21 protein-coding genes and 1 tRNA gene are annotated in these 21,852 nt (G+C 68.8%); 10 read left to right on the plus strand and 12 right to left on the minus strand.

Annotated elements, in window-relative coordinates:
* Nucleotides 1–3 precede the first annotated feature (3 nt).
* A complete protein-coding gene (locus U3653_RS06695) occupies nucleotides 4–1,989 on the minus strand; it encodes a TerD family protein (protein WP_195077707.1) in 1,986 nt (661 codons plus the stop codon).
* Nucleotides 1,990–2,072: 83 nt separating this feature from the next.
* On the opposite strand from U3653_RS06695, the gene U3653_RS06700 reads away from it, so the two are divergent.
* Nucleotides 2,073–2,570 (plus strand): hypothetical protein, encoded by a 498-nt coding sequence (locus U3653_RS06700; protein ID WP_195077708.1) that lies wholly within the window; start codon nucleotides 2,073–2,075, stop codon nucleotides 2,568–2,570.
* 13 nt (nucleotides 2,571–2,583) lie between these two features.
* On the opposite strand, the gene pabB is transcribed toward U3653_RS06700, so the two are convergent.
* Nucleotides 2,584–4,806 (minus strand): aminodeoxychorismate synthase component I, encoded by a 2,223-nt coding sequence (gene pabB / locus U3653_RS06705; RefSeq protein ID WP_195077709.1) that lies wholly within the window; start codon nucleotides 4,804–4,806, stop codon nucleotides 2,584–2,586.
* 89 nt (nucleotides 4,807–4,895) lie between these two features.
* On the opposite strand from pabB, the gene U3653_RS06710 reads away from it, so the two are divergent.
* The 3 genes from U3653_RS06710 (at nucleotide 4,896) to U3653_RS06720 (ending at nucleotide 7,832) form a co-directional block, all read left to right on the plus strand.
* A complete protein-coding gene (locus U3653_RS06710; RefSeq protein ID WP_397070021.1) occupies nucleotides 4,896–5,951 on the plus strand; it encodes a phosphotransferase family protein in 1,056 nt (351 codons plus the stop codon).
* Between the two features lie 74 nt (nucleotides 5,952–6,025).
* Nucleotides 6,026–6,556 (plus strand): DinB family protein, encoded by a 531-nt coding sequence (locus U3653_RS06715; protein ID WP_195077711.1) that lies wholly within the window; start codon nucleotides 6,026–6,028, stop codon nucleotides 6,554–6,556.
* A gap of 145 nt (nucleotides 6,557–6,701) precedes the next feature.
* Nucleotides 6,702–7,832 carry an NDMA-dependent alcohol dehydrogenase gene (locus U3653_RS06720; protein WP_067800980.1) on the plus strand — a complete coding sequence of 377 codons (1,131 nt, stop codon included), beginning with the start codon at nucleotides 6,702–6,704 and terminating at the stop codon, nucleotides 7,830–7,832.
* 6 nt (nucleotides 7,833–7,838) lie between these two features.
* On the opposite strand, the gene U3653_RS06725 is transcribed toward U3653_RS06720, so the two are convergent.
* Both U3653_RS06725 and U3653_RS06730 read right to left on the minus strand, forming a co-directional pair.
* Complete coding sequence (locus U3653_RS06725; RefSeq protein WP_195077712.1) at nucleotides 7,839–7,994, minus strand: hypothetical protein; 156 nt, start codon at nucleotides 7,992–7,994, stop codon at nucleotides 7,839–7,841.
* 185 nt (nucleotides 7,995–8,179) lie between these two features.
* Complete coding sequence (locus U3653_RS06730; RefSeq protein ID WP_195077713.1) at nucleotides 8,180–9,373, minus strand: serine hydrolase domain-containing protein; 1,194 nt, start codon at nucleotides 9,371–9,373, stop codon at nucleotides 8,180–8,182.
* 42 nt (nucleotides 9,374–9,415) lie between these two features.
* On the opposite strand from U3653_RS06730, the gene U3653_RS06735 reads away from it, so the two are divergent.
* The 3 genes from U3653_RS06735 (at nucleotide 9,416) to U3653_RS06745 (ending at nucleotide 11,215) form a co-directional block, all read left to right on the plus strand.
* Nucleotides 9,416–10,249, plus strand: coding sequence for a serine hydrolase domain-containing protein (locus U3653_RS06735; RefSeq protein ID WP_195077714.1), 834 nt, complete (start codon nucleotides 9,416–9,418; stop codon nucleotides 10,247–10,249).
* A 95-nt stretch (nucleotides 10,250–10,344) separates the two neighbouring features.
* Nucleotides 10,345–10,878 carry a DUF3145 domain-containing protein gene (locus U3653_RS06740; RefSeq protein ID WP_039796858.1) on the plus strand — a complete coding sequence of 178 codons (534 nt, stop codon included), beginning with the start codon at nucleotides 10,345–10,347 and terminating at the stop codon, nucleotides 10,876–10,878.
* A 115-nt stretch (nucleotides 10,879–10,993) separates the two neighbouring features.
* Nucleotides 10,994–11,215: a hypothetical protein gene (locus U3653_RS06745; protein WP_195077715.1), complete on the plus strand. Its 222-nt coding sequence runs from the start codon at nucleotides 10,994–10,996 to the stop codon at nucleotides 11,213–11,215.
* A gap of 288 nt (nucleotides 11,216–11,503) precedes the next feature.
* On the opposite strand, the gene U3653_RS06750 is transcribed toward U3653_RS06745, so the two are convergent.
* The gene (locus tag U3653_RS06750) at nucleotides 11,504–12,346 is read right to left on the minus strand and encodes a methyltransferase domain-containing protein (RefSeq protein WP_323123893.1); all 843 of its coding nucleotides are present in this window, start codon (nucleotides 12,344–12,346) and stop codon (nucleotides 11,504–11,506) included.
* Nucleotides 12,347–12,665: 319 nt separating this feature from the next.
* Here U3653_RS06750 and U3653_RS06755 point away from each other — a divergent pair, with 319 nt between their 5' ends.
* Nucleotides 12,666–13,484 carry a class I SAM-dependent methyltransferase gene (locus tag U3653_RS06755; protein WP_195077716.1) on the plus strand — a complete coding sequence of 273 codons (819 nt, stop codon included), beginning with the start codon at nucleotides 12,666–12,668 and terminating at the stop codon, nucleotides 13,482–13,484.
* Nucleotides 13,485–13,540: 56 nt separating this feature from the next.
* Here the strand turns inward: U3653_RS06755 and U3653_RS06760 are convergent, their stop codons facing one another.
* From U3653_RS06760 to U3653_RS06790, 7 genes are all read right to left on the minus strand, one after another.
* Nucleotides 13,541–13,852, minus strand: coding sequence for a DUF3303 domain-containing protein (locus U3653_RS06760; RefSeq protein ID WP_195077717.1), 312 nt, complete (start codon nucleotides 13,850–13,852; stop codon nucleotides 13,541–13,543).
* Between the two features lie 222 nt (nucleotides 13,853–14,074).
* Complete coding sequence (locus tag U3653_RS06765) at nucleotides 14,075–14,704, minus strand: hypothetical protein (RefSeq protein WP_323123892.1); 630 nt, start codon at nucleotides 14,702–14,704, stop codon at nucleotides 14,075–14,077.
* Nucleotides 14,705–14,946: 242 nt separating this feature from the next.
* Nucleotides 14,947–15,519, minus strand: a complete 573-nt coding sequence (locus tag U3653_RS06770) for a GNAT family N-acetyltransferase (protein ID WP_195077719.1) — start codon at nucleotides 15,517–15,519, stop codon at nucleotides 14,947–14,949.
* A 57-nt stretch (nucleotides 15,520–15,576) separates the two neighbouring features.
* Nucleotides 15,577–15,651, minus strand: a tRNA-Val gene (locus U3653_RS06775).
* 17 nt (nucleotides 15,652–15,668) lie between these two features.
* Nucleotides 15,669–16,133, minus strand: a complete 465-nt coding sequence (locus U3653_RS06780) for a peroxiredoxin (RefSeq protein WP_067800944.1) — start codon at nucleotides 16,131–16,133, stop codon at nucleotides 15,669–15,671.
* Nucleotides 16,134–16,210: 77 nt separating this feature from the next.
* Nucleotides 16,211–16,633: a DUF3052 domain-containing protein gene (locus U3653_RS06785; RefSeq protein WP_039796889.1), complete on the minus strand. Its 423-nt coding sequence runs from the start codon at nucleotides 16,631–16,633 to the stop codon at nucleotides 16,211–16,213.
* A 126-nt stretch (nucleotides 16,634–16,759) separates the two neighbouring features.
* A complete protein-coding gene (locus U3653_RS06790) occupies nucleotides 16,760–17,317 on the minus strand; it encodes an Rv2240c family protein (RefSeq protein ID WP_195077720.1) in 558 nt (185 codons plus the stop codon).
* A 214-nt stretch (nucleotides 17,318–17,531) separates the two neighbouring features.
* Between U3653_RS06790 and aceE the strand changes: the two genes are divergently transcribed.
* Nucleotides 17,532–20,447, plus strand: a complete 2,916-nt coding sequence (gene aceE, locus U3653_RS06795; RefSeq protein WP_435406545.1) for a pyruvate dehydrogenase (acetyl-transferring), homodimeric type — start codon at nucleotides 17,532–17,534, stop codon at nucleotides 20,445–20,447.
* Between the two features lie 11 nt (nucleotides 20,448–20,458).
* Nucleotides 20,459–21,793, plus strand: coding sequence for a PucR family transcriptional regulator (locus tag U3653_RS06800; protein ID WP_323123891.1), 1,335 nt, complete (start codon nucleotides 20,459–20,461; stop codon nucleotides 21,791–21,793).
* Nucleotides 21,794–21,852: the final 59 nt, after the last annotated feature.

The raw sequence follows: 21,852 nt of genomic DNA on the forward strand, positions 1-21,852 counted from the left end.
GGGCTAGATGCGGGCCCCTTTGGCCCGGTTGCAGGCGCGGCACAGGATCTGGAGGTTGGCGGCGCTGGTCGCGCCGCCGCGGCTGAGCGGGATGATGTGGTCGAACTCCAGGTAGTGTCCGTCGCCGCATTCGACGCAGCGGCCGCCGTCGCGCTGCCACACCTGCGCCTTCACCTCTTGCGGGATGCTGCGGGTGTCGCGCTGACCGGGCGTGAGGACGAGACGTTTGGCCACGCGCAGCGCGCCTTCCAGCGCGGCCGAGACGTAATCCGGATCGTCGACGGCGAAGGTCGCGCCGCCGCGCGCCGACGTGGCCGCGATCACCACCGTCCCCTGTTCCGCGTGCACGGAAACCACTCGCGACCACAGCATCTCGATGCCGGTGTCGGCGCCGACGAACCGCAGCTTCTTGTTGCTTCCGATCAGCCTGCCCTCGGTCAGCTTCGGCCCGCGCGCGAGCTGCCGCACGTGCGTCGCGGGCAGGTCGAGGTGCACCGTCTCCTCGGGGTCCAGGTGCAGACCGGGTGTGCGGACGATCGGCAGATCGCCCGTGCGCAGCCGGTAGAGGGTGTTGCCGCGATGCATCCGCCTGCGCAGGTCTTCGATGAGCGGTCCGCCGAGGGCGAGTTCGGTGACCGCGTGCTCGAACAGCTCCAATTCCGCGTGCCTGACCTCACCGTCGGCGAAGGCGAAGGTGACCAGCCGCTCCACGTAACTGAGCGCCGCGTCGCGCAAGGCCGCGCGGCCCGCTCCGGCGTCGATGCGCTGGTAACGCAACGACGCCCACACTTCCGCCCACTCGGGGCCGCGCGGCCCGTGGCCGGTGAGCACCCGCCACGCCCGGGTATGCCAGTGCACGAGGAACTCCTCGATCTCCTGGGCACACCTCTGGCACGGCGCGAACCCGCCGAAGAACTTGCGTCGCAGCGCGTTTCCGCAGCGGGCGCAATGGCGATCGCCGGGCGGTGGCCGTAGACAGCGGTCCTCGGTCCATGCTGTGCCGTCCCACCAGCGCATGACCTGCGGGTTGTCCGGCTCGGGGTGCCAGTCCGCGAGCTCGGGCCGCGGGGGCGGGGGAGCGAGGGGCGCGGCGTCGCGGCTGTGCCGGTGGAGGTCGACCGCGCGGTGGGTGTGCCGCGGCAGGGGAGAGGTGTCCACGCGGTCGAGCACTTCGGTGTGCGACCGGGCAGGGGTGTCGATATCCGGGCGTACCTCGGTTGCTTCCAGCCGCCCGGCCGGGTCGTCGGCGCGGAGGCGCTCACGCGGGGCCGGTGCGTTCTCGGCGCTGTCGGTTCGCTCCGTATCTTCGGGAGATCGCCCGTTTCGCGGAGGTTGACCGGAGGGCAGCGATCCGTGCGCGAATCGTCGGGCCGGTTCGGTGGATTCTGTCCTGTTCGACGAAAGCCGCTCCTGCGCAGAGGTATTCACAGCCGGGCGGCGCACCCGGAACGGGTTGGTGGGATGGGTGGTGCGGGCGGGCGCCTCGGGGTCGTTGACCTGGACGCCGAACTCGGTGACCAACCCGGCCAGTCCGCTGGACCAGCCCTGCCCGATCGCGCGGAAACGCCACTGCCTGTCGCGGCGGTAGAACTCGCCGAACATCAGCGCTTGCACCGCGCCGGCGTCATCGATCTCGAACGTCACCACCGCCCCGTCGACCGAGTGCACCGCGACGGTGAGCCCGTGGATGTCGCCGAAAGTGGCGTCCTCCACCGAGCCGGAGACCACGATGCGCTCGACGTCGGCTTCGGTGCGCGGCAGCGAGACGCTCAGCCGCGCGGTGCCCGGCGCGGGTTCCTGATCGAGGGTGACCGCCTGGGACACGTGCCGCGGCGCGTTGTAGAACACCAGGTCGCGGTCGGAGCGCACCGAACCGGAGGCGTCCAGCAGCAAGGCGTGCGCGTCCACCGCGTGCTCCGATCGCCATGAAACAACTACGGCTAGAAGGGATGTCGGTACCGCTGCGTTCGCGCCCTTGCTGAGTTTCATGGTGCTCGCACTATGCCACGACCCTCCGACACGCCGAACGCGCGAGGGCGGTCCTTCGGCGGGGCGTGCGGCACAGTGTTCCCATGACGAGCCCGAAGCGCCCGGGTCGTAAGCCGCAGACCCCCAAGCTCCCCGGCGGGCGTGTGCCCGGTCCCGCCGATGTCCTCGCCGCCGCGCAGGCTGCGGTCGAAGCGGCGCAGACGGCCGCGGGCCAGGCGCTGGAAGCCGCCCAGCTGACCGCGACGTCGGCGTTCGACACGGCGGTGCGGCTGCCGCCCGCGTCGGCGCAGCTGGCCGCGCAACTGCCCGGCCTGATCGAGAACCTGTCCACCGCGATCGAGCGGCTCAACTCCACCATCGACCGGCTCGACCGCACCTTGGCCCTGGCCGATCCGGCCTTCGCCGCTTATGACCGGCTGCTGCCCCGGCTGGAGGCGATGATCTCGCTCGGTGAGGACGTGCTCGGGCGGTTGGCGAAGCTGCCCGGCGTGGCCTTGCTCGGCAAGCTGACCGGCCTCAGCGCGCCGGAGCCACCCGCCGACGAGCCGCCCCGGCGGAAGCCGGCCAGGCGGCGCAAATAGTCGAATCCAGCGCTCAGCGGTGCGCGGGGTCGGCGGCCGCGCGCAACGTGGCGGCCGCCTTGAGCAGCACCTCGTGATACTCGTCTGCCGGGTCGGAGTCGAGCACGATGGCGCCGCCCGCGCCGATCCGCCAGCGTCCGCCGTAGCGGACGGCGGTGCGGATCACGATGTTCAGGTCGGCGGTGCCCCCGAGCCCGAGGAAGCCGATAGTGCCCGAATAGACCCCGCGCGCTTCGGTTTCCAGTTCGTCGATGATCTCCATGGTGCGCAGCTTCGGCGCGCCGGTCATCGATCCACCAGGAAAGCAGGCCCGCAGGCAGTCGACCGCGCCGACCTCGGGCCGCAGTTTGCCGCGCACCGTCGACACCAGTTGGTGCACGGTCGCGTACTGCTCGGTGACCATCAGTTTCGGGACGTACACACTGCCGATCTCGCAGACCCGGCCCAGATCGTTGCGCAGCAGATCCACGATCATGAGGTTTTCCGCCCTGGTCTTCGGGCTGTCGGCCAGCTCGCGGCGCAGGCGCTCGTCCTGCTCCTGCGTCGCGCCGCGCGGCGCGGTCCCCTTGATCGGCTTGCTCTCCACGATGCGGCGGCGGTCGATCTTGAGGAAGCGCTCCGGTGACGAGCAGGCGATGTCGAGATCGTCGAAACGCAGGTAGGCGGCATACGGGGCGGGGTTGCACCGGCGCAGCGTGCGGTAGAAGTCGAGGCCGTCGGCCGCGGCGGCGGGGATGGTGGCGCTGTCGGTCAGGTTGATCTCGTAGGACTCGCCTGCGTGCAGTCGCTGCAGGCAGACCGCGATGTCGGCCAGATAGCGCTCCCGGCCGCGGGTGAGCAGTGGCGCGACGGCGTCACCGTCCGGTGGCAGCTCGAGGGGCGGCGGGTTCGTCCAGGTCGGAAGGGTATCGAGGGTTTCGCGGGTGTCGCGCAGCCAGTCGGCGGCCGACCGGGCGGTCTCCCCGTCGTCGCTCAGCGCCAGCAGATGCGTCCGGCCGCCGACGTGGTCGACCACCACCATCCGGTCGGCGAAGATCCACTGCGCGTCCGGAGTCGGCGCGCGATGCGCCATGTTCCCGCCGCAGTCGGCTTTGACCTCGTAGCCGAGATAGCCGACGTAGCCGCCGGCGAAATCGAAGGGCAGATCCGGCAGTTCGAGCTTGCGCGCGCGCAGCTCGGCGGCCAGGAACTCGAGAATGCCGCCGGGTGCGGTGCGCCGATGCCCGTCCGACGACTCCACGGTCACCGCGCCGTCGCCGACGCGGTAGCGCAGCACCTCGGCCAGCGGACCGCTCGCGTCGCCCAGGAAGGAGAAGCGGTCGGCGCCTGGTTCGACGTGTTCGCTGTCGAGCCAGAACGCGGTCGGGGAGTTGGCGTACAGCTGCACGAACGCGCTCTCGGTATCGATCGGCCGTTCGAGGACGGCCCGTTGCAGCCGGAAGGTCCGCGGGGCCGGGGCATAGGCGCGAACCGCGCGCCCGGCGGGACGCTCGAGTTCGGCCGCCCCGGCGGGGAACTGCTCGGCGGCCAGCGGCACGGGCGAGTCCCCGGTGCGGGCGGCGGTGAGCGGGCGGCCCTGGGCAACCGGCTCCGCGCCGAACGCCTCTCCCGCGTCGATCGACGGGCTCGGCGCGGGCGAGGCGCGCCCGCTCCGGTGCGCTGTGGTGAGTCTCGCGAAGTTGCGCAGCAGGGCCGCGCCGAACTCGCTGGCGATCGATTCCGGGTGGAACTGCACACCCCATTGCGGTCGCGTGCGATGCCGCACGCCCATCACGACGCCGTCACCCGACAGCGCGGTGACCTCGAGGTCGTCGGGCAGCGGCCGCAGCGCGCACAGCGAGTGATACCGCACGGCGGTGAAACCCTGCGGAACCCCGGCGAACAGATCCCGGCCGTCGTGCTCGATGCGATCGAGGTAACCGTGCCGAGCGGAAGGCGCTTCGGCCACCACGCCGCCCGCGGCGACCACGATCCCTTGATGGCCCAGGCACACGCCGAGCAGCGGCAGGTCGCTGTCCCGGATCACCGCCGCGGAGATCCCTACGTCGCGGGCCACGTCCGGCCGCCCCGGCCCCGGCGAGACGACGACGTTGTCGTAGCGTCGGAGACCGAGTTCGGCGACCGTGCGCGCCTCGTCGTTGCGCACGACCGTGGGCTCGACGCCGTTCACCTCGCTGATCAGCTGGTACAGGTTGTAGGTGAACGAGTCGTAGTTGTCGATCAACAGCGTGCGCATGGTGCTGGAAACCCTACGCCGCGCCGGTCGGGGCAAACTGTTGTCGTCTGCCTTCAGTTCGGGTCGGCGGGTGGTGCACAATGTGGTGCATGTCTGTTGCGCAACCGGTCGATGTGGATCCCGCCGTCGTCGACTTCGCCGTCGTCGGAAAGTGGATGGATGAGCAGGGTCTGTCCGGGGGTGAGTTCGAGGACGTGACCGCGCTGGGCGGCGGGACGCAGAACATCATGCTCCGCTTCACCCGCGGCGGCCGGACCTACGTGCTGCGGCGCGGACCGAAACATCTGCGCGCCAAGAGCAACGACGTGATCCGGCGGGAAGCCAGGCTGCTCGGCGCGCTGGGCGACACCGAGGTCAGCGCGCCAAGGGTGATCGCGGCCTGCACCGACGAGTCGGTGCTCGGCGCGGTGTTCTACCTGATGGAGCCGATCCACGGCTTCAATCCGCAGAACGAACTGCCGGAACCGCATGCGAGCGATCCGGAGATCCGCAGGCAGATGGGCCTGTCGGCGGTCGAGGCCATCGCGCGTCTGGGCGCGCTGGACTACCAGGCGCTCGGGTTGGCCGATTACGGCAAGCCGGAAGGTTTCCTGGAACGCCAGGTGCCGCGCTGGCTGGGTGAACTCGAGTCCTACTCGGCCAACGAGGGCTACCCCGGCCCCGAGATCCCCGGCGTGGCCGCGGTGGGCGAGTGGCTGGACCGCAATCGCCCCGCCCAGTGGACCCCCGGCATCCTGCACGGCGACTGCCATCTGGCCAACATGATGTTCTCCTTCGACGGACCGCAGGTGGCGGCGATGGTCGACTGGGAGATGTCGACCATCGGCGACCCACTGTTGGATCTGGGCTGGCAGATCGCCACCCGTCCGGAGCCGGGCACCACCGGTGCGGCGCTGGTCGGCAAGCTCGGCGCGGTCGGCGGGCTGCCGACGGCCGAGCAGATGATCGAGCACTACGCGCGGTTCTCCGATCGCGACCTGACCGCCATGCCCTGGTACACCGTGCTGGCCTGCTTCAAGCTCGGCATCGTCCTGGAGGGCACGCATGCCCGCGCGTTCGCGGGTAAGGCCCCCAAGCAGGTCGGCGACTTCCTGCACGCGATCACGCTGGAACTGTTCGAACGGGCGCAGCGGCTGATGGAGTGACGCTGTCGGGATGTGCCCGATAGTTGACCGGATATCGGTGGAAGGCGCGATACGGCCGCGCCTAGGTTGAGCGCATGCCGATCGTTCCCGATGTCAAGGACTGGACCTGGGTGCTCGAGCGCCCTTGCCCGGAATGCGGTTTCGACGCCGCCGCGACCACCTACGAAGCCGTGCCCGCCCTGATCCGGGCGACGGCTGTCCGCTTCGCCGCGGTGCTCGACCGCCCCGGCGTACGCGTGCGGCCGGATGAATCGACCTGGTCGGCTCTGGAATACGGCGCGCACGTGCGTGACGTGTGCCGTATGTCCGACACTCGCCTCGGCCTGATGCTGGCCGGTGACCCCGACGGCGAGCCGCCGCGCTTCCAGAACTGGGATCAGGACGCGGCCGCGGAAGCCGACCGCTACAACGAGCAGGACCCGGCCCGGGTGGCCGAGGAGTTCGCCGAGGCCGCCGAGCGGGCTGCGCGGTCTTTCGCCTCGGTGCCGCGCGAGCGGCGCGGTCTGCGGGGTGCGCGCAGTGACGGAGCGGAGTTCACCGTGGAGTCGTTCGCCCGGTACATCCTGCACGATCTGGTGCACCACGTGCACGACGTGCGCGGCTGAAACGCATCGCGGAACTGTAACGCGTTCGGCTAGAAGGTCACGCTCTACCGACGAATTTTTCGACCGACACTAGAACGCGTTACATTTTTCTCGTACTGTGGGTGCAGTCACATATAAGCACGTGCATGCGAGAGGGTCGACAGGAATGAAGACGAAGGGCGCGATCCTGTGGGGGATCGACCAGCCGTGGTCGGTGGAGGAGATCGAGGTCGGTGACCCGGTCGCCGGCGAGGTGCAGATCCGGATGGAAACCGCCGGTATGTGCCACTCCGACCACCACATCGTGACCGGAGCGACCCCGATGCCGTCCTTCCCCGTCATGGGCGGGCACGAAGGCGCGGGCGTGATCACCAAGCTCGGCCCGAACTGCCCGGCCGATCTGCAGGTCGGTGACCACGTGATCCTGTCGTTCATCCCCGCCTGCGGCCGCTGTCCGGCTTGCGTGGCAGGACATATGGCGCTGTGCGATCTGGGCGCCGGTCTGCTGATGGGACAGGCGATCAGCGATGGCACCTACCGCATCCAGGCCCGTGGCGAGAACGTCATCCCGATGTGCCTGCTGGGCACCTTCGCGCCGTACATGACGGTGCACCACACCTCCGTGGTGAAGATCGATCCGAGCATCCCCTTCGAGGTGGCCTGCCTGGTCGGCTGCGGCGTTCCCACCGGTTTCGGCTCCTCCACCCACGTCGCCCAGGTCGCTCCCGGCGAGACCGTGGTCATCGCGGGCATCGGCGGCGTCGGCATGAGCGCCTTGCAGGGCGCGGTGCTGTCCGGCGCGTCGAAGGTGGTGGCGATCGATCCGAATCCGTGGAAGCGCGAGCAGGCGCAGAAGTTCGGCGCCACGCACACCTACGAGAGCATGGCCGCCGCGATCATGCCGCTGATGGAGGCCACCGAGGGCCGGATGGCCGAGAAGGTCATCCTGACCATGGGTGAGATGCACGGCGAGTACATCGAAGAGGGCCTGATCCTCACCTCGAAGGCGGGCACCCTGGTGGTCACCTCGATGGGCCGGATGGACGAGAACGACGTCAAGCTGAACAGCTTCCTGCTGTCGATGCTGCAGAAGACGGTGAAGGGTTGCATCTTCGGTGGCGGCAACGCCCGCCAGGACGCGCCGCGCCTGCTGTCGCTGTACAAGTCCGGCCAGCTGAACCTGGACGACATGGTCACCCGCAGCTACTCCCTGGAGGAGATCAACCAGGGCTACCAGGACATGCTCGACGGCAAGAACATCCGCGGGATCATCAAGTACACCGAAGCCGACTGGTAGAGCGCCTCACCGCCGCTCGGCGAGCGCGATGACGACGCGTGCGATCAGCTCGTACGGCACCGGTTCGCCGAGCCGGAACCGCAGCGTTCCCTTGCCCGCCCGGTACGGCCCGAGCTCGCGGGCCAACGCGGGATCGCCGTCCGGGACCGGGTGGAGGCTCACATGCTGCTTCCACCCCGCGAAGTGCACGATATCGCGGCCGTGCGCCGGAAGGTGGGAATGCCGTAGCTCATCGCCTAGGTGGCTTCGTGCAGCGCGGTCGGTAACCGATCTGCCTTCGCAGGCATGGGTCTCGCGAGTGTAGGCAGCACCGGTGCGGGCGTCGTGGAAGGCTCGGCGCGGCGGGCTCAGATCCGGCAGCGCAGCAGCGCTTCGCGGAGGTTGCGGCTGCGGACGTCGTCGAGGACCGCCAGACCGAGCCGGTTCATCGTGTACCCGAAGCCGAGCCCCGTCGCGGGATCGGCGAACCCGAACGAGCCGCCGAGTCCCGTGGTGCCGTAGGCGCGTTTGTCCGAGCCGAAGCGAAAGCTCCCGCGCGACTTGCGGAAGCCGAGGTGGTAGCGGCTCTTGGTGTGCAGCACCAGGTCCTCGGCAGGCACATCGTCGGCGGTATCGGCCGCGGCGAGCCGGTCCAGCAGCGCGTCATCGATCGGCAGCGCGCCGGTGCGACCGGCAGCCGCGCCGTAGACCTTCGCCAGCGCGCGGGCGTTGCCGACGCCGTTGGAGCCGGGCAGTTCCACTTCCAGGAACTCGCGCCGGGTCGCCCGCGCCGGCGCTCCGCAGCGCGGGTTGGTCAGCGCCGCGTAGGACAGACCGCGTTCGGCGTAGATCTCCGCGCCGATGCGCAGCGGGATATCGCGTTCGTAGCGCAGCACGTCCAGCCCCCGGGTGGCCGACATCGTGGCGATGCGGTCCATGCTCTGCTCCGCGGGCAGGCCGATGAAGAAATCGGCGCCCAGCGGTGCGGCGATGTCCTCGGCGAAGATCCGCCCCAGCGTGCGGCGGCCGTGGTCGACCCGGCGCAGCAGTTCGCCCTGGTACAGGCCGAGAGTGATGGCGTGATACCCGTGCCTGGTGCCGGGCCGCCAAGCCGGTTTCTGCGCCGCCAGAATGGTCGCGAGGCCATCGAGGTCGGCGATCTGGGGCAGACGCACGGTCTGGCTGAGGCCGGACAACCCGGCCTGATGGTCGATCAGCTGACGCACGGTGACCGTTTCCTTGCCGTTGGCGGCGAACTCCGGCCAGTACTTCGCCACCGGCTGCTCGTAGTCGAGCAGGCCTTCGGCCACCGCGGCGGCGACGGTGAACGCCGCCATGCCTTTGGTCGAGGAGAACACCGGCACGATCGTGTCCCGCTCCCACGGGAGCGTGCGCTCGCGATCGCGGAACCCGGCCCACAGATCCACCACGGGGCGCTCGCCCGCGTAGACCGCGACAGCAGCGCCGATTTCGCCGTGGCGCTCGAAATTGCGGCGGAAGGCGTCGGCGACCGGTTCGAAGCCGGGCGCGACGTCTCCGTGAACAGTGGGCGTTTCACTCATGGTGAATGGATGGTAGCTATCCGGTTCTCGTAGGCTCGCAGGGTGCGTTCACTCGAGCAGATCCGGGAATGGCCGGTCCGGCACGCGGCGGCCGCGGTGGTCACCGCCGACGGCGGTGTCGCGAGCGAAGGTGATGTGCAGCGGGTGTTCCCGCTCGCGTCGGTGACCAAGCCGCTGGTGGCCTACGCGGTGCTGGTCGCGGTGGAGGAGGGCGCGGTCGAACTCGACCAGCCCGCGGGCCCGCCCGGAGCCACGGTGCGTCATCTGCTGGCGCACACGTCCGGACTCGCGTTCGACACCACCGACGTCCAGGCCCCGCCAGGAACCCGGCGGATCTACTCCAGTTCGGGTTTCGAGGTGCTCGCCGACTTCGTCACCGCCCAGACCGGGATCGCGTTCGACGAGTACCTGCGCGACGCGGTGTTCCGGCCGCTGGGCATGACCGCTTCGGTGCTGACCGGTCCGGCCGGGCACGCCGCGCGGTCTTCCGCGGCGGATCTGGCCCGTTTCGCCGCCGAATTGCTCCGTCCCCAGCTGATCTCGGCGCAGACGCACGCCGAGGCCACCTCGGTGCAGTTCCCCGGCATGAACGGCGTGCTGCCCGGTTACGGTTCGCAGCGCCCGAACGACTGGGGACTGGGCTTCGAGATCCGCGACGGCAAGACGCCGCACTGGACCGGTGGCACGAATTCGCCACAAACCTATGGACATTTCGGCCAATCCGGGACATTTTTATGGGTTGACCCGAGCACGGGGTTGGCGTGTCTCGCGTTGAGCGACGAGAATTTCGGCGACTGGGCGCGCGCGGCCTGGCCACCGCTGAGCGATGCCGTCATCGCGGAGGCGACCGCCACGCGCAACACGGTCACGAAGTAACACGTGTAACTTCGGGCACTCCAGTACACTCAGGCAACGCCAGTTCGACGAATCGTTGGGGAAGACGTTCCTCGTCGAAGCTGGAGGTGTTGGTGGTGCGCGCATCGAGTCAGTTCGCGGACGCGACGGCGGGTGTGGTCTACATCCACTCGTCGCCTGCCGCGCTGTGCCCGCATGTCGAGTGGGCGCTCACCTCGGCCCTCGGCGCCCCCGCGAAACTGCGCTGGACCGCCCAACCGGCCGACGGCCAACTGCGCGCCACCAGCGAGTGGATCGGCCCCGTCGGCACCGCGTCGAAGATCGCCCAATCTTTGCGCTCCTGGCCGGTTCTGCGCTTCGAGGTCACCGAGGACCCCAGCGACGGCGTGGACGGCGAGCGCTACAGCTTCGTCCCCGGCCTCGGTCTGTGGCACGGCTCCACGAGCGCCAACGGCGACGTCATGATCGGCGAGATGCGCCTGCGCGCGATGCTCCAGGCCACCCGCGAACTCGGCAAGTACTCCGCCTACGACCTGGCCGCCGAAATCGACCGCGCCCTCGGCACGGCCTGGGACGAGGACCTCGAAATCTACCGGTACGGAACGGAATCCGGCGCGGAGGTCACCTGGCTGCGCCGGGACGTGGGGTAGGGCTCGCGGCTCCGGGAGCCACCGGAATTGGCGGCTGCCCGGGATCCGACGACGGACGTAGGGTGGTCACGCGGTCGGGGCCGAGAGCGAGGAGTCGACCATGAAACATGCCGGTATGCGGATCATCGCCGCAGCGACGATTGCCCTGACGGCCGCGACAGCCGTCCCAGCGACGGCCACCGCCGAGATCAGCGCCGAACCGGTAGCGGCAGCAGTGGAGATTCCCCCAGGCATCGTCGACGCGGTTCGAGGCGCGATCGCGAGCGTGTTGTTCTTCGGCATAGTCGGCCTGTGCGTGGCGCGCGTCCTCCCCGCCGACCAGTGCCATCTGTTCTGAGGGGCTGAAGTTGCGAGCCGTGCGAACCGACAGCGCCGGGGATCATCCATTCGGCCGGGTCCGGTAGCTCGTTGTCGCTGCATCGGTTTCGGGTCAAGCGCGTTCGGAGGGGGGACATCGGCGCACCGAGCAATGCGGACAGCTGGTCCTCGACACCGATGTAGTTGTGGTCGTGCTCGGCGCCGACACGGCTAGGCGTAACGCGACGATGACCGTTGGCGCCGCTCCGGCGATCGTCGTGAGCGGACTCGTCCCGCTTTGTCGCGTCGTCGTTTCGCGGCAGTCGCGTCAACGGGCTCGGTGACCGAGCACGGCGAACATGGTGACCGACAGGTGGTAGTCGCCTTCGGCGATGCCTGCCTCCATGGTGGCCAGCAGGTCTCGTCCTTCCTGCTCGGTGATCGCGCCGCTGGTGCTCGCGGACGCGATCATCTGAGTGAACAAGGGACGGGCGGTTTCCGGGTTCCAGATCACCGCCTCCGATCCCATGTCGTCGATGGTGAAACCGGCGGCGGTGAGCAGGCCGCGAAGGTGGCGGCCCGACGCGGGGTTGGGGGTGGTCTCGAGCATCGCCTTCGTCAGACGGGTGACCACCTCGGGGTCGCCGGGATGGGCGATCACGGTGTGCCAGTCGGTGTCGATGAGCAGTACGCGACCGCCCGGTCGCAGCACGCGGGTGATCTCGGCGGTGGCGGCCGCCGGGTCGTCGAGGTGCTGGTAGACCCGTTCACAGCGCACCGCGTCGAAGTAGCCGTCCGGGAACGGCAGGTGATACGCGGTGCCCTCGACGAAACGGGCGGGGGAGTCCGCCGTCTCGGCGCGCCCACGGGCGATGGCGAGCATCGCGGGGTTCGGGTCGACCCCGACCGCCTCCCCGCCGGGCCCGACCCGGCCCGCCAATTCGATCACCTCGGTGCCCGTCCCGGCCCCGATATCCAGTGCGCGTTCGCCCGGCTGGACGTCCAGCACTTCGTGCCCCCATGCCCGCATTCTCCGGATACCCGGCAGCGCCGCTTGGAGATCGAGGATGCCGACCAGCACGGCCATCGGGTCGTCGGCATCAGCCTGTGATGTATCCGGAATCGCGCTTTCGTGAAAAGACGGGAGGGGCGGCGCGGACTCGCTCGGCATATCACGACACTAACCCCGCGCCACCACTGACGACAGCACCCCGCCCCGGCTCCCGCCCCGCATCCGCGCGAGTGGCACATGGCTGCGGCGAAACGCGAGAAGCCCCCACGATGGTGTGCCACTCGCGAAGCTGGTGAGAACTCCGGGGCAGCGCGCCCGGGTACCGTTTGCCGCGAGCTTTGCCGGGTAGACATCTGGGCGGCCGGCTTGCGCGCAGCCGCGAGGCGGAGGGACGGCTCTCGGCGCGGACGGGGCAGGCCGGAACGAATTCGATGGCTTTCGGCGGCATCCACCGACCCGACCACCAAGGGAGCGTCAGATGACCGAGCCTGGATCAGCGGACCTGAAGCGGCGGCATCGCGCGATGTGGGCGCTGGGCGACTATTCGTCCATCGCCACCGAAGTCATCCCCGGACTGGGCCGGCGTCTGGTCGAGGTCTGCGGGATCGGTCCGGGGCAGCGGGTGCTGGACATCGCGGCCGGATCCGGGAATGCCGCCATCCCCGCGGCCGAGGCCGGTGCGGACGTCGTGGCCAGCGACCTCACGCCGGAGCTGTTCGAGGCCGGGCGGCGTATCGCCGCCGCGCGGGGAGTCGAGCTGCGGTGGCAGGAGGCCGACGCCGAGGCGTTGCCTTACGCCGATGCGGAGTTCGACGCCGTGGTCTCGTGCGTCGGCATCATGTTCGCGCCGTTCCATCAGGCGGCGGCGGACGAACTGGTGCGCGTGACCAAGCCCGGCGGCACCATCGGGTTGATCAACTGGACGCCCGACGGATTCATCGGGCAGATGTTCGCCACCATGAAGCCGTTCGCTCCGCCGCCCCCGCCCGGCGCACAGCCACCGCCGCTGTGGGGCGACGAGGCGCACGTGCGGTCGCTGTTGGGCGATCGTGTCGCCGGACTGGAGCTGCGACGTGAAAAGGCCGTCATCGACCGCTTCGCCGACGCGGCCGAGTTCCGTGATTTCTTCAAGTCCTACTACGGCCCGACGGTCGCGGTGTACAAGGCCATCGGTGCGGAGCCCGACCGCGTCGCGCAACTGGATCGGGCACTCGTCGATCTCGCCGCCCGGCACGACGCGGGCAGCGGGCGGATGGAGTGGGAATACCTCCTTATCACCGGACGTCGCTCGGATTGAGCAGCGCCGACCGCACTTCGTCGGCGTGCACGACGTCAGTATGAGTCCGATCGAATTCAGGCGATCGACGCCCTGAACTCCGCGCCTTCCTGGACTCCCTGCGCGGCTTCGGCAATATCGACGACGGGGTAGATCTGGTAGTCCGCGAAAAAGGCGAACTTATTGGGAGCGTCCGCCAAGTCCGCCGCATTGTCGGTCTCCACCACCGCGAACCCACCGCTGCCGTCGAGTCTGCCGACGAGCTGGTGGTAGGTCGTGGTGGTGAGCGGTTTCCAATTCGCGAACACATCCAAGGCGCGCCGGATACTCGCCTCGTTCTCCGGTGCGGAGCCGGTCCATCGGTAAGTCCACGAAACCACGTACTTCATTTCATCCTCCCTTGGATACCGCGAGCTGAATGGGTATCTCGTCCTCAGGGTTTCCCCGCACGTGGACACCACCTACTTTGCTCGGGGGAGGCTCGAGAGGATATCAACCCTCGGGCCGGAATCTTTCGACTCCAGCGCTCGGGCACTGCGAGGGGAGGCCATGACCCTGCATACGATGACGACGTTCCGGCAAAGCCCGGTGAGAGCGTCGAGCGCGGCGATTCAGGAAACCGGGCGGGCAGGGCGATGGCGTGCGGGATCATACTGCTCGAAATACGACTCGCCCACGGCGAACATTCCGCGTTGCGGTAGCCAGAAGTCGCCCAATCTGGCCTGCTCGGCCAGAGGTCCCGGCGGGCCGATATCTGTTCCGTCGATCCGGGCCGTGCTGTCCTCTACGGTCCACAGCATTCGGGGATTGGCCAGGAACCATTGACCATTCGGGGAAGTGCCGCTGAGACGCACCCGCCCGAGACCGAGCGCCGGACCCGCCACCCGGGACATGAGCGCCAAGACGGCGGGACGCCGCCATAAAGCGGCGGGCATCATGCGACCGAGGCCGGTCATCGCGGCGGTAGCCACCGACCGTCCCAGCTCCAGATCCCACTCGATCCGGTCGCCCACCCGCACGGTGAACGCGGCGGGCCCCGTCCAATCCACCGAGATGTCCTCTACTCGCGCGTCCTCGAGTGCTGACCCGAAGTAGCGGGCGCAGCTGGTCGCCGGGGAAACACTGCTGTAGATCACCCATTTTTCGTCGGGATCTCGATGCCACACCGCGTCGTATCCCGCGCCGACCGAACTGGCGGGAAAATGCCGCAGGGCCAAGTAGTGACCGCTGACGAAAGGCATTCCCATCACTCCGTAGCCGGAAAATCGCTCATCCGCCGCACCCGGCGGGAGTGTTTTGTCGATGGCGGCAATTGATCGTGGACTGTCGGTCATCACCGACCTCCTGGAAAGTGGTTTCCGTACCGAGCATTTTACGTCCGCCGCATAGAGGGGCCGGTGCGACTCGATACGCGGCCGGTAGTGGGCGCAGCAACGCGCGAGTAAGGCAAGTTCCGCGATGCGAAGTGTGGGGTCCGTGTGCTTCATGGTCGCGCAGTCGCCTGTTCGGCGCAGCGGGGCGACCGTCGGACATGGACGGCGGTGTCGACCCAATACCGCCGTGCCGGACCGAGCTGGGTGTCCACGATCCGCTCGAGCACGCCGCCCTGGCGTTCGATGGTCTTCGCCGAGGCGACGTTGTCGGCCGCGCAGACGATCAGCACCCGGTCCATGCCCAGCTTCCCGGCCTCGTCGAGCATCCGGCCGAGCGCCCAACAGGCCAGTCCGCGCCTGCGCGCGGAGGGCCGGATGCCGTAGCCGATATGACCGGCCCACCGCACGAAGTCGTCGAACCCGTGCCGCAGCGCGATCCCGCCGACCACCCGCTCGCCTTCGATGATCCACCGATAGGTGCACCGCACCCGGCCGGTCCCGGCCCATGCCTCACTCGATTCGCCGGCCAACCGGTCCACCCAGGCCGCGAAACCGGCGGGCGAACGCACCTCGTCGTACGGCCGCAACCCGAAACCATCCTCATGCGGACCGGGACCCCACTCCCGATGCGCCTCGAGCCAGGCCGCATGCAGACGTGTCGTCGGAGCGATCAACGCGGGCATATCGCGACGATACCGATCCGGCCGCCCAGGACCAGGGCGAAAGACGAGCCTTTCCTGTGGTGGGCGCAGAGGGGATCGAACCCCCGACCGCTGGTGTGTAAAACCAGAGCTCTACCGCTGAGCTATACGCCCGTGCCGTTACCGGCGGCTTATGAATCTAGCGCGGCGAGCGCTTTCTCCCAAGCTGCCTGGTCACGGGGTTCGCCGGGGCCGTTCATCTCGGCGAAGCGGATGTAGCCCTCGCGGTCGACGACGAAGGTGCCGCGGTTGGGGTAGCCCGATTTCTCGTTGAAGACGCCGTAGGCCTGGGCGACCGCCCCGTGCGGCCAGAAGTCCGACAGCAGCGGGAAGGTGTAGCCCTGTTCGGCGGCCCAGATCTTGTGGGTGGGCGGCGGGCCGACCGAGATCGCGAGAATTTCCGCGTTGTCGTTCTGGAACTTGGGCAGTTCGTCGCGCACCTTGCACAGCTCGCCCTGGCAGATGCCGGTGAAGGCGAGCGGGTAGAACACGATCAGGACGTTCTTCTTCCCCCGGTAGTCCGACAGGCTGACTTCCTGGTTGTTCTGGTCCTTCAGCGTGAAATCCGGCGCGACAGTGCCAACCTCGAGCGGCATAGCGAATCCTCCATCGTGTCGGGTCTCCACCGGGCGGGCGTGCGGCGCCGCCCTGGTGGAAACCATAGCGCGGTGGCTCAGCGCTGCTTCGAGGGTGCCTTGGGCTGCACGAGTCGGCTGCCGGTCCACGAGCCGAGGCTGATCGCCGAGGTCTGCGTGAGACCGGCGGTCGGTGCGGATTCGGCGATTTCACTCGGCTCGACATGGCCGGGTTGCCCGGTCTTGGGCGTGAGCACCCAGACGAAACCGTCGTCGGCGAGCGGAGCGATGGCGTCCATCAGAGCGTCGACCAGATCCCCGTCCCCGTCGCGCCACCACAGCAGCACGACATCGATCACCTCGTCGGAGTCCTCGTCGACGAGTTCACCGCCGATCGCGTCCTCGACATCGGCCCTCAGATCGTCGTCGACGTCCTCGTCCCAGCCCAATTCCTGGACAACCAAGCCGTGTGAAATGCCAAGCTTCTGAGCGTAGTTCTGCGCGTCCGCCGCGGCGACCACGGTGGTGTCCTCCTCAACTCCCGACAGTAGATAGTTGCAAGCGAACATGGTTATGGGCTTCAGCGCAAGCCGATCGGGCGAAATAGGTACCGAATGTCGCGTTGCGATGGTGTGTCAAGGGCCTTCTCAGCGCTTCGGGCACGAGTCGCGCACGGCGTTGCGCGCGTCGTTGACCCGCTTGCTGGCGTCGTTGAGCGCCGCGACCGGGGCGGTGTAGGTCATCTTGCGGGTCTCGGCGGCCAGCGCGCGGGCGGCGTTGACGTATTCGGTGAACAGGGCCGCCAGGTCCGGGGGTAGCGCGTCCTTCGCGGAACTCACGCCGCTTTCCACCTTGTTGGCGGCGTCCTCGAGGGTCTGCACCGCCGAGTCGCGTTTGGCGACGTAGTCCGGCGCGTTCGAATCGTGCGCGTCGACGAACTCGTTGTATCTGCCGACGCCGGCGCCGGTGATGGTGGGGAACTGGCCGCAATTGTCGGAGATGGCCTTGGCCTGGGCCGCCGCGCGCCGGGAAGAGGTCGCCGCCGCCGACGATGACGCCGCCTCGGTCTTGTATGCCGCCAGATCGCTCGTGTTCGGACCCGCCACGCCTTCCACCCGGTTGGCGCACCCCGCGACGACCACTCCGACGGCGACCGCGCCGGTGGCGCACACCATTCCGAACCCGCGTGGGTTCAGCAGCTTCATCGTCCTCCCGCTCCTCAGGGCTGCCACGCTCGACATGCTCACCTTGCCTGTCGAACGGTACTGGATTTCCGGCTGACATGATGATTTGGGACGCGCCATCGGCAAGGATGGATGGTGCGCCCGAACCTTTCGTTTACGGGCGGTCCGCCAACCAGCGAACCCGCCCGGGGATACCGACGCCATCAGCATGTCCACCCCTGTACGAGGAGCAGATTTGACCGACCTGATCCACTCTTCCGCACCGGCGAAATCCGCCGGTACCAGCTCCGCTCCCGCGCCCGCAGCGAGCCGTGATCCGAATGGGTCGCACGCGCCGCAGCCGGCCGGACGGGTGCGGGTGATCCGCGAAGGGGTGGCGTCCTACCTACCGGACATCGACCCGGAGGAAACCAGCGAATGGCTAGAGTCGTTCGACGAGATGCTCGACCGGGAGGGCCCCGGCCGTGCGCGTTACCTCATGCTCCGTCTTCTGGAGCGGGCCGGTGAACGTCGGGTCGCCATCCCGTCGCTGACCTCCACCGACTACGTCAACACCATTCCCACCGAGAACGAGCCGTGGTTCCCCGGCGACGAGGAGGTGGAGCGCCGCTTCCGCGCCTGGATCCGCTGGAACGCCGCGATCATGGTGCATCGCGCCCAGCGCCCCGGCATCGGCGTCGGCGGCCACATCTCGACCTACGCGTCCTCGGCGGCGCTCTACGAGGTCGGCTTCAACCACTTCTTCCGCGGCAAGGACCACCCCGGCGGCGGCGACTCGATCTTCATCCAGGGCCACGCCTCGCCGGGCATCTACGCCCGCGCGTTCCTGGAGGGCAGGCTGTCGACCGATCAGCTCGACGGTTTCCGCCAGGAGTACAGCAACGGCGGCCCCGGCCACGGCCTGCCGTCCTACCCGCATCCGCGGTTGCTGAACAACTTCTGGGAGTTCCCCACGGTGTCCATGGGTCTCGGCCCGATGAACGCCATCTACCAGGCGCGGTTCAATCACTACCTGCACGATCGCGGCATCAAGGACACCTCCGATCAGCACGTCTGGGCGTTCCTCGGCGACGGCGAGATGGACGAGCCGGAGTCGCGCGGTCTCGCGCACGTCGCGGCCATGGAGGGTCTGGACAACCTGACCTTCGTGGTGAACTGCAACCTGCAGCGCCTGGACGGCCCTGTACGCGGCAACGGCAAGATCATCCAGGAGCTGGAGTCGTTCTTCCGCGGCGCGGGCTGGAACGTCATCAAGGTGATCTGGGGCCGGGAGTGGGACGCGCTGCTGGGCGCCGACCGCGACGGCGCGCTGGTGAACCTGATGAACAGCACCCCCGACGGTGACTACCAGACCTACAAGGCCAACGACGGCGCGTACGTCCGCGACCACTTCTTCGGCCGCGACCCGCGCACCAAGGCGCTGGTGCAGGATCTGTCCGACCAGGAGATCTGGAACCTCAAGCGCGGCGGCCACGACTACCGCAAGGTGTACGCCGCCTACGCGGCCGCGATGGCGCACAAGGGCCAGCCGACGGTGATCCTGGCCAAGACCATCAAGGGCTACACCCTGGGCAAGCACTTCGAGGGCCGCAACGCCACGCACCAGATGAAGAAGCTGACCCTGCAGGACCTCAAGGACTTCCGCGACCTGCAGCGCATCCCGATCAGCGACGCCGAGCTGGAAAAGGATCCCTACCTGCCGCCGTACTACCACCCCGGTATGGAGGCCCGCGAGATCCAGTACATGCTCGACCGGCGCAAGGCGCTCGGCGGGTTCCTGCCCGAGCGGCGCGCCGCGGCCAAGCCGCTGAAGCTGCCCGGCGACGAGGCCTACCGCTCGGTGCGCAAGGGGTCGGGCAAGCAGAACGTCGCCACCACGATGGCGCTGGTGCGGCTGATGAAGGAGCTGCTGCGGGACAAGGAGATCGGCAAGCGGATCGTCCCGATCATCCCCGACGAGGCCCGCACCTTCGGTATGGACTCGTGGTTCCCTTCGTTGAAGATCTACAACCGCAATGGGCAGTTGTACACCTCCGTCGACGCGGAATTGATGCTTGCCTACAAAGAGAGCGCCGTCGGGCAGATCCTGCACGAGGGCATCAACGAGGCCGGGTCGACGGCGTCGTTCACCGCGGCGGGCACCTCCTACGCCACGCACGGCGAGCCGATGATCCCGCTGTACATCTTCTACTCGATGTTCGGCTTCCAGCGCACCGGCGACGGACTGTGGGCGGCCGCCGATCAGCTCGCCCGCGGCTTCGTGCTCGGCGCGACCGCAGGACGCACCACGCTGACCGGTGAGGGCCTGCAGCACAACGACGGGCACTCGCTGCTGCTGGCCTCGACCAACCCGGCCGTGGTGACCTACGACCCGGCGTTCGCGTTCGAGATCGCCCACATCGTGCGCGACGGCCTGCGCCGCATGTACGGCGGCGGCACCCCGCCGCAGGGCTCGGCACCGCTGCCGGGCACCCGCCCGCACGGCGATCCCGGCGAGTTCGGCGGCGAGGACATCTTCTACTACATCACCCTCTACAACGAGCCGTACCCGCAGCCCGCCGAGCCGGAAGACCTCGACGTCGCCGGTCTGCTCAAGGGCATCTACCTGTACCAGCGCGGAGGCGAGGGCGACGTGCGCGCCCAGATCCTGGTCTCCGGCGTCACCGTGCCGGACGGCCTGCGCGCGCAGGCGCTGCTCGCGCAGGAGTGGGGCGTGCAGGCGGACGTGTGGTCGGTGACCTCGTGGGGCGAGCTCCGCAAGGAGGCGCTGGACAAGGAGATCGCCGCGCTGCGCGACCCGGGCGCCGAGCCGGGGGTTCCGTACGTCACCGAGGCCCTGTCGCGGGTCGAAGGTCCGTACGTGGCCGCGACCGACTGGATGCGGGCGGTGCCCGACCAGGTCCGCAAGTGGGTGCCCGGTGACTTCACCACGCTCGGCACGGACGGTTTCGGCTTCTCCGACACCCGCCCGGCCGCGCGGCGGGTGTTCAACGTCGACGCGCAGTCCATCGTGGTGGCCGCGCTGGCCGGGCTCGGCCGCACCGGCAAGCTCGACCCGGCGAAGGCCGCGGAGGCGGCGGCGAAGTACGGCATCGCCGACGTGGACGCCGCGCCGAAGGCGGCGGTGAGTTCGGACGAAGACCTCGCATAGCGGAATATTGGATGGTGGACCGTAAACCGCCGCGGCCGCGACGGATCTCCGAGGGCTCTTCCGAGCACGAGGTGTATCTGCCGACGGGCGCGCTCTCCCCGAACCGGCAGACCCGCGACCCTCTTCCGGACACGCTGCTCAAACGCGTGAAGCAGTTCTCCGGCCGCCTCTCCACCGAGGCGGTGGGGTCGATGCAGGATCGGTTGCCGTTCTTCGCCGATCTGGACGCCGCGCAGCGCGCCGGCGTGCAGATGCTGGTGCAGACCGCGGTGGTGAACTTCCTGGAATGGCTCCAGGACCCCGACAGCGACATCCGGTTCAGCCTGGACGCCTTCCAGGTGATCCCGCAGGATCTGGCGCGGCGGCTGACGCTGCGCCAGACCGTGGACATGGTCCGCGTCGCCATGGAGTTCTTCGAGCAGTGGCTGCCCGCGCTGGCGCGCAACGACCGGCAGCTGGTCGCGCTGACCGAGGCGGTGCTGCGGTACGGGCGTGAGCTCGGCTTCGCCGCCGCCTCGGTGTACGCCAGCGCCGCCGAGTCGCGCGGCGCGTGGGACACCCGGTTGGAGGCGCTCGTCGTCGACGCCGTGGTGCGCGGCGACACCGGCCCGGACATGCTCTCCCGGGCCGCCACGCTGAACTGGGACGCCACCGCACCGGCGACGGTGCTGGTGGGCACGCCGCCCGGCGAGCAGGGCGTCTCGTCGGTGGGGGCGGTGCATTCCATCGCGGCGCGGCACGGGCGGGCCGCGCTCGCGGTGGTGCAGGGCACCAGGCTGGTGATGGTGGTCTCCGGGCATCTGGGCGAGACCGCGCATATCTCCCCGTTCCTGGCCGACCTGCTCGCCGAGGTGTTCTCCGACGGCCCGGTGGTGATCGGGCCGACCACCCGCACGCTGGGCGCGGCCCACGCCAGCGCGGTGGAAGCGCTGGCCGGGATGGAGGCCGTGGTGGGCTGGCGCGGGGCGCCGCGACCGGTGCATGCGGCGGAATTGCTGCCGGAACGCGCTTTGTTGGGTGATCGAGCTGCGATCGACGCGCTGAACGAGTACCTTGTCCTACCGTTGGCCGCGGCGGGGTCGTCGCTGGCGGACACCCTCGATGCCTATCTGGATTGCGGTGGTGCGGTCGAGACGTGTGCGCGTCAGCTGTACGTCCATCCAAATACGGTGCGGTACCGCCTCAAGCGAATCGCCGAGATCACCGGCCGTGATCCGATGAACCCGCGAGACGCTTATGTGCTCAGGATCGCCGCGACAGTGGGTCGTTTGACACGAACCCGTAACGAATCGTCATCTCCTGCCCCAGAGGTCACTTCGATCGCGTTGGGTCCCGACGGCTTGTAACGCGCCGAGGGAATCGGTCGATTCGGACAGCCCACGTGGTCTTTTGTGGAACCCCCACA

This window comes from Nocardia implantans, from assembly GCF_035544775.1.
GTDB lineage: Bacteria > Actinomycetota > Actinomycetes > Mycobacteriales > Mycobacteriaceae > Nocardia > Nocardia implantans.